Annotated in this window: 6 protein-coding genes; all 6 read left to right on the top strand. The window is 68.2% G+C overall.

What is annotated here, in order from left to right:
- Positions 1-262: 262 nt before the first annotated feature.
- Positions 263-1,957, top strand: coding sequence for a cytochrome c oxidase subunit I (ctaD, locus tag ACK5M9_RS08100; protein WP_416892660.1), 1,695 nt, complete (start codon positions 263-265; stop codon positions 1,955-1,957).
- Between the two features lie 72 nt (positions 1,958-2,029).
- Positions 2,030-3,265 (top strand): phosphoserine phosphatase SerB, encoded by a 1,236-nt coding sequence (gene serB / locus ACK5M9_RS08095; protein ID WP_416892656.1) that lies wholly within the window; start codon positions 2,030-2,032, stop codon positions 3,263-3,265.
- A gap of 70 nt (positions 3,266-3,335) precedes the next feature.
- Entirely contained in the window at positions 3,336-4,178 is an 843-nt protein-coding gene (locus ACK5M9_RS08090) for an ABC transporter ATP-binding protein (protein WP_416892655.1), read from the top strand.
- On the top strand, positions 4,175-5,008 hold the full coding sequence (locus ACK5M9_RS08085) for an NUDIX hydrolase (RefSeq protein WP_416892654.1): 834 nt from the start codon (positions 4,175-4,177) through the stop codon (positions 5,006-5,008). Before ACK5M9_RS08090 ends, ACK5M9_RS08085 begins: the two co-directional genes overlap by 4 nt.
- Before the next feature lie 39 nt (positions 5,009-5,047).
- A complete protein-coding gene (locus tag ACK5M9_RS08080) occupies positions 5,048-5,812 on the top strand; it encodes an enoyl-CoA hydratase (RefSeq protein ID WP_416892653.1) in 765 nt (254 codons plus the stop codon).
- Between the two features lie 9 nt (positions 5,813-5,821).
- Complete coding sequence (locus tag ACK5M9_RS08075; RefSeq protein WP_416892652.1) at positions 5,822-6,814, top strand: class I SAM-dependent methyltransferase; 993 nt, start codon at positions 5,822-5,824, stop codon at positions 6,812-6,814.
- Positions 6,815-6,852 lie beyond the last annotated feature (38 nt).

The raw sequence follows: 6,852 nt of genomic DNA, 5'->3' as shown, positions 1-6,852 counted from the left end.
GGCGGCCGGCGGCGGGCGGCGGGGGCAGGGGGCCGGGGCCCAGGGCAGGCGGCCCGCTGCCGATCCGACGGCCGTTGGCCGGGGACCGTCGGCCCGCCGGCTCCGTCCGAGAGGCCCCGACGCGACCTCTGCGACACCAATTACGACAGTTTGTAGGACCAGGCCTACCGTTGGGCGGATTGGGGGTTAAGATCACTACTACGTATTGGGATTCCCCCAGTATTGCCGCGTGTCCAGCATGGATGGATGTTTGGAGGAGCTCTTGACAGCCGAAGCGCCCCCCAGGGGAGAACTCGAGCCCCTCCGGCCCCGCCCGATTAAAACAGGGCCCAAAGGGAACCTGATCTACAAGCTGCTCACCACCACCGATCACAAGCTGATCGGCATCATGTACTGCGTCGCCTGTTTCATCTTCTTCCTCATCGGCGGCCTGCTCGCCCTGCTGATGCGAGTCGAGCTGTCCGCGCCGGGGTTGCAGTTCCTGTCCAACGAACAGTTCAACCAGCTGTTCACCATGCACGGCACGATCATGCTGCTGTTCTACGCGACGCCGATCGTCTTCGGGTTCGCAAACCTGGTGCTGCCGTTGCAGATCGGGGCCCCCGACGTCGCGTTCCCGCGCCTGAACGCCTTCTCGTTCTGGCTGTTCCTGTTCGGTGCCACCATCGGGATGGCCGGCTTCATCACCCCCGGCGGCGCGGCTGACTTCGGCTGGACCGCCTACACCCCGCTCAGCGACTCCATCCATTCGCCGGGCGTGGGCTGCGACCTGTGGATCCTGGGTGTGGCCGTCGGTGGTCTGGGAACCATCCTGGGTGCGGTCAACATGATCACCACGGTGGTGTGCATGCGCGCACCCGGAATGACGATGTTCCGGATGCCGATCTTCACCTGGAACATCGTGGTCGCATCCATCATCGTGCTGATCATCTTCCCGCTGCTGACCGCCGCGGCGCTGGGGCTGTTCGCCGACCGGCACTTGGGCGCCCATATCTACGATCCGGCCAACGGCGGTGTGATGCTTTGGCAGCACCTGTTCTGGTTCTTCGGCCACCCCGAGGTCTACGTGCTTGCGCTGCCGTTCTTCGGGATCGTCTCCGAAGTGTTCCCGGTGTTCTCCCGCAAGCCGCTTTTCGGCTACACCACGCTGATCTTCGCGACGCTGTCCATCGCGGCGCTGTCGGTGGCGGTGTGGGCGCACCACCTGTTCGCGACCGGCGCGATCCTGCTGCCCTTCTTCTCCTTCATGACGTTGCTGATCGCGGTCCCCACCGGGATCAAGTTCTTCAACTGGATCGGCACCATGTGGAAGGGCCAGCTGACCTTCGAAACCCCGATGATGTTCGCCATCGGCTTCGCGGTCACCTTCCTCGCGGGTGGTCTGACGGGCGTGCTGCTGGCCAGCCCGCCGCTGGACTTCCACGTCACCGACACCTACTTCGTGGTCGCACACTTCCACTACGTGCTGTTCGGCACCATCGTGTTCTCCACCTTCGCCGGGCTGTACTTCTGGTTCCCGAAGATGACCGGACGGATGCTGGACGAGCGTCTGGGCAAGCTGCACTTCTGGATGACGTTCATCGGTTTCCACACCACCTTCCTGGTGCAGCACTGGCTCGGCGACGAGGGCATGCCCCGCCGGTACGCCGACTATCTACCCACCGACGACTTCCAGACCCTCAACATCGTCTCGACCGTCGGCGCCTTCATCCTGGGTCTGGGGATGATTCCGTTCGTCTGGAACGTCTTCAAGAGCTGGCGCTACGGCGAGGTCGTCACCGTAGACGACCCGTGGGGCTACGGAAACTCGCTGGAGTGGGCGACCAGTTGCCCGCCGCCGCGGCACAACTTCACCGAGCTGCCCCGGATCCGTTCGGAGCGCCCGGCCTTCGAACTGCACTACCCGCACATGGTCGAGCGGATGCGCGCCGAAGCCCACATCGGGCGCAGCCACTGACAACGCTGCCGCTTATCAGAGGAAACGCGTCTGGCGTTCGGTCCTGATGGATTGCATCGGCGGCAACCCCGGGTGACTCCTTCGCCCAAGGTATCTGCGCTGATCACCGTTACCGGTATGGACCGGCCCGGGGTCACCTCGGCGCTGTTGGAAGTCCTGGGGCGGCGCGACGTGGATTTACTCAACGTCGAGCAGGTGGTCATCAGGGGGCGGCTGACCCTGGGAGTGCTGGTGTCATGCGGGGCCGAAGTGGCCGGTGACATCGAATTGCGCAATGCGGTCGAGCAGGCGATCCGCGAGATGGGGCTGGACGTCACGATCGAGCGCAGCGATGACGAGCCCGTCATCCGGGAACCATCGACCCACATCATCTACGTGCTCGGCCGCCCGATCACCGCCGGCGCGTTCGGAGCGGTGGCGCGGGAAGCAGCCGCACTGGGGGTCAACATCGACTTCATCCGCGGCGTCTCGGACTATCCGGTCACCGGTCTGGAGTTGCAGGTCTCGGTGCCGCCCGGCACGCTCGGGCCGCTGCGGGCCGCGCTCAGCGGGCTTGCCGCCGGCGAGGGCGTCGACGTGGCCATCGAGGACTACGGATTGGCCTGGCGTACCAAGCGTCTCATCGTGTTCGACGTCGACTCCACGCTGGTCCAGGGCGAAGTCATCGAGATGCTCGCGGCGCACGCGGGCGCGCAGGGCAAGGTGGCGGCGATCACCGAGGCCGCGATGCGCGGTGAACTGGACTTTGCGGAATCACTGGAGCGGCGGGTGGCCACCCTGGCGGGGCTGCCCGCAGCGGTGCTCGACGAGGTCGCCGGCCAGTTGGAACTGATGCCGGGGGCGCGGACGACGCTGCGGACGCTGCAGCGGTTGGGCTTTCGCTGCGGGGTGGTATCCGGGGGGTTCCGACGGGTCATCGAACCGCTCGCCGAGGAACTCAAGCTGGATTTCGTCGCCGCCAACGACCTGGAGATCGTCGACGGCGTACTCACCGGCCGGGTTGCCGGCGCCATCGTCGACCGGGCGGGCAAAGCCACGGCGCTGCGCGCGTTCGCCGGCCAATACGACGTGCCGCTGGACCAGACCGTCGCGGTCGGCGACGGAGCCAACGACATCGACATGCTGGCGACCGCGGGGATGGGGATCGCGTTCAACGCCAAGCCCGCGCTGCGCGAGGTCGCCGATGCCTCGCTGAGCCACCCCTACCTGGACACCGTGCTGTTTCTGCTGGGTGTGACCCGCGGTGAGATCGAGGCCGCCGACGCAGCCGACGGCGGAGTGCGCCGGGTGGACATTCCCCCGGCCTGAGACCGGTTCGGCCGCACAAGGAACGCGACCCGCCAGCGGTCCCGGCCGCACGGTACGGCACGATGGTCGGGTGCCGAAGAATGGCTCTTTCGAGGCCGACCCCGATCTGCTGATCGACTTCCACGAGGTGGCGCTGCGCCGCGGTGGACGCACTCTGGTCGGCCCGCTGGACTGGGCGGTCGAACTCGACGAGCGCTGGGTGATCCTCGGGCCGAACGGGGCCGGTAAGACGTCGCTGCTGCGGATCGCCGCCGCGGCCGAGCACCCGTCGGCCGGGGTGGCCTTCGTGCTCGGCGAACGGCTGGGCCGGGTCGACGTCGCGGAGTTGCGCACGCGGATCGGACTGAGTTCCTCGGCGCTGGCGCAGCGGATACCCGCCGACGAGCTGGTCCGCGACCTCGTCGTCTCGGCCGGCTACTCGGTGCTGGGCCGCTGGCGCGAACGCTACGAGGACCTCGACTATGAACGTGCACTCGACATGCTGGAAAGCCTGGGGGCCGAACATCTGGCAGACCGCAGCTACGGGACGCTCTCGGAAGGCGAGCGCAAACGGGTGCTCATCGCCCGCGCGCTGATGACCGACCCGGAACTGCTGCTCCTCGACGAGCCGGCCGCCGGACTGGATCTGGGCGGCCGGGAGGAACTGGTAGCCCGGCTGGCGGACCTGGCCGCCGACCCGGACGCCCCCGCGCTGGTGCTGGTCACCCATCACGTCGAAGAGGTGCCGCCCGGTTTCAGCCATTGCCTGCTGCTGTCGGAGGCGCAGGTGGTGGCCTCGGGCCTGCTGTCGGAGGTGCTGACCTCGGAGAACCTCTCGGCCGCGTTCGGGCAGCACATCGCACTGGAAGTTGTCGACGGACGCTACTTCGCCCGCCGGATTCGCACCCGGGCGGCCCATCGGAGGAAGCCATGAACGACGCGGAAATCCCCAGCCGGCCCTCGCCCCTGCCGCCGCGCCCGGCCGCGACCGTGATGCTGGTACGCGACACCCCCGCGGGCCTGAACACGTTCCTGATGCGCCGCCATTCCGCCATGGAGTTTGCCCCCGGCGTGATCGTCTTTCCCGGCGGCGGGGTCGACGACCGTGACCGCAACGCCGACATCGCGTGGGCGGGGCCGGCGCCCGACTGGTGGGCGCAAAGGCTCGGCACCGATATCGAACTGGCCATCGCGCTGGTGTGCGCGGCCGCCCGGGAAACCTTCGAGGAATCGGGGGTGCTGTTCGCCGGGTCGGCCGACGATCCGGACGGCATCGTCGGCGACGCCTCGGTGTATCGCGAATCCCGTCGCGCCTTGGCCGAAAACACCGTGTCGTTCGCCGATTTCCTGGGCACCCACAACCTGGTCCTGCGCTCGGATCTGCTGCGGCCGTGGGCCAACTGGATCACCCCCGAAGCCGAACGGACCCGCCGCTACGACACCTACTTCTTCGTCGGCGCCCTGCCGGAAGGCCAGCGTGCCGACGGCGAGAACACCGAGTCCGACCGTGCCGGGTGGGAGAGCCCGGAGCACGCAATCGCCGACTTCGAGGCCGGCCGCAACGTGCTGCTGCCGCCGACGTGGGCTCAGCTCGACTCGCTGGCCGGTCGCACTGTGGCCGATGTGCTCGCCGCCGCGCCGGAGATTGCCCCGGTGCAGCCGCTGCTCGAAAAACGGGACGGCAACTGGGTTTTGGAGTTCGCCGACTCCGGCCGCTATCACCGGGCACGGGAGGCGGGCGGCGCGATGCGGTGGCCCATGTGAGGCTCGGGTGCGTCGCGGTGAGGGTCGGGTGAGTCGCCGGTGAGCGAGTTCGTCAGCGTGGTGGTCAGCGACGGCTCCCGGGATGCGGGGCTGGCGATGATGCTGTGGTCGCGGCCGCCCACCAACGCCATGACCCGGCAGTTCTACCGGGAGATCGTTGCCGCCGCCGACGAGCTGGGCCGCCGCGACGACGTTGCCGCGGTGATCCTGTTCGGCGGACAGCAGATCTTCTCCGCCGGGGACGACATGCCCGAACTGCGAACCCTGACCCCCGGGGAGGCCGGCGTCGGGGCCCGGGTCCGGTGTGAGGCCCTCGAGGCGGTTGCCGCGATCCCGAAGCCCACGGTCGCCGCGATCACCGGGTACGCGCTGGGGGCCGGCCTCACGCTGGCTCTGACCGCCGACTGGCGCGTCGCCGGGGACAACGTGCGATTCGGTGCGACGGAGATCCTGGCCGGACTGGTTCCCGGTGGCGGGGGGATGGCCCGGCTTGCCCGTGTCGTCGGCGCGAGCCGGGCCAAGGAGCTGGTGTTCAGCGGACGCTTCTTTGACGCCGAGGAGGCGTTGGCGCTGGGCCTGATCGACGACATGGTGGCTCCCGACGACGTCTACGATGCCGCGGCGGCGTGGGCGCGGCGCTTCCTGGAAGGCCCGCCGTATGCCCTGGCCGCGGCCAAGGCCGGGATCAACGCTGCCTGTGCGGGGACCGGCCCCGGACACTCCGAGGCCGAGCAGCGGCGTTACGTCGACGTCTTCGCCGCTGGTCAGGAAGGTCGGGGCAACGATGTTCGGGACGGTCGTTAGGCTGCGGTGATGACGAGGAGTTCCGAAATCCCCGCTTCCGGCCTTTCGGTGGTGCCCAATCCGCATGCAAGTGCCGATCAGGTGGAGGCCGCGCGCCACGACAGCAAGCTCGCCCAGGTGCTCTACCACGACTGGGAAGCGGAGAATTACGACGAGAAGTGGTCGATCTCCTACGACCAGCGTTGCGTCGACTACGCGCGCGGCCGGTTCGACGCGATCGTCCCCGACCCGGTGATCCGCGACCTGCCCTACGAACGTGCCCTGGAGCTGGGCTGCGGCACCGGCTTCTTTCTGCTCAACCTGATCCAGGCCGGGGTGGCCCGGCGGGGTTCGGTCACCGATCTGTCACCGGGGATGGTCAAGGTCGCCACCCGCAACGGCCAGTCGCTGGGGTTGCAGATCGATGGCCGGGTCGCCGACGCCGAAGGCATCCCCTACGACGACGACACCTTCGACCTGGTGGTCGGGCATGCCGTACTGCACCACATTCCCGATGTCGAACTGTCGCTGCGCGAGGTGATCAGGGTGCTCAAACCCGGCGGGCGGTTCGTGTTCGCCGGTGAGCCGACGTCCGTCGGCAACGTCTATGCCCGCGAGTTGTCCACGCTGACCTGGCGGATCACCACCAGCGTCACCAGGCTGCCCGGGCTGGGCGGTTGGCGGCGCCCCCAGGAGGAACTGGACGAATCCAGCCGCGCCGCCGCGCTTGAGGCGGTCGTGGACCTGCACACCTTCACCCCCGGCGAGCTGGAGCGCATGGCGATCAGTGCCGGCGGGGTGGAGGTGCGGACCGCCAGCGAAGAGTTCACCGCGGCGATGTTCGGCTGGCCGGTGCGCACCTTCGAGTGCTCGGTGCCACCGGGCCGGCTGGGTTGGCGCTGGGCGAGATTCGCCTTCACCGGATGGAAGGCGCTGAGCTGGGCGGATGCCAACGTTTGGCGTCGTATAGCCCCGAAGGGCTGGTTCTACAACGTGATGATCACCGGGGTCAAACCCTCCTGAGCCGGTTCTCCCTGGACGACGTCGCCTACCTGCGTTCC

The organism is Mycobacterium sp. (assembly GCF_047975165.1).
In the GTDB taxonomy this organism is placed as follows: domain Bacteria; phylum Actinomycetota; class Actinomycetes; order Mycobacteriales; family Mycobacteriaceae; genus Mycobacterium.
This window is presented reverse-complemented; position numbering and strand designations above follow the sequence as displayed.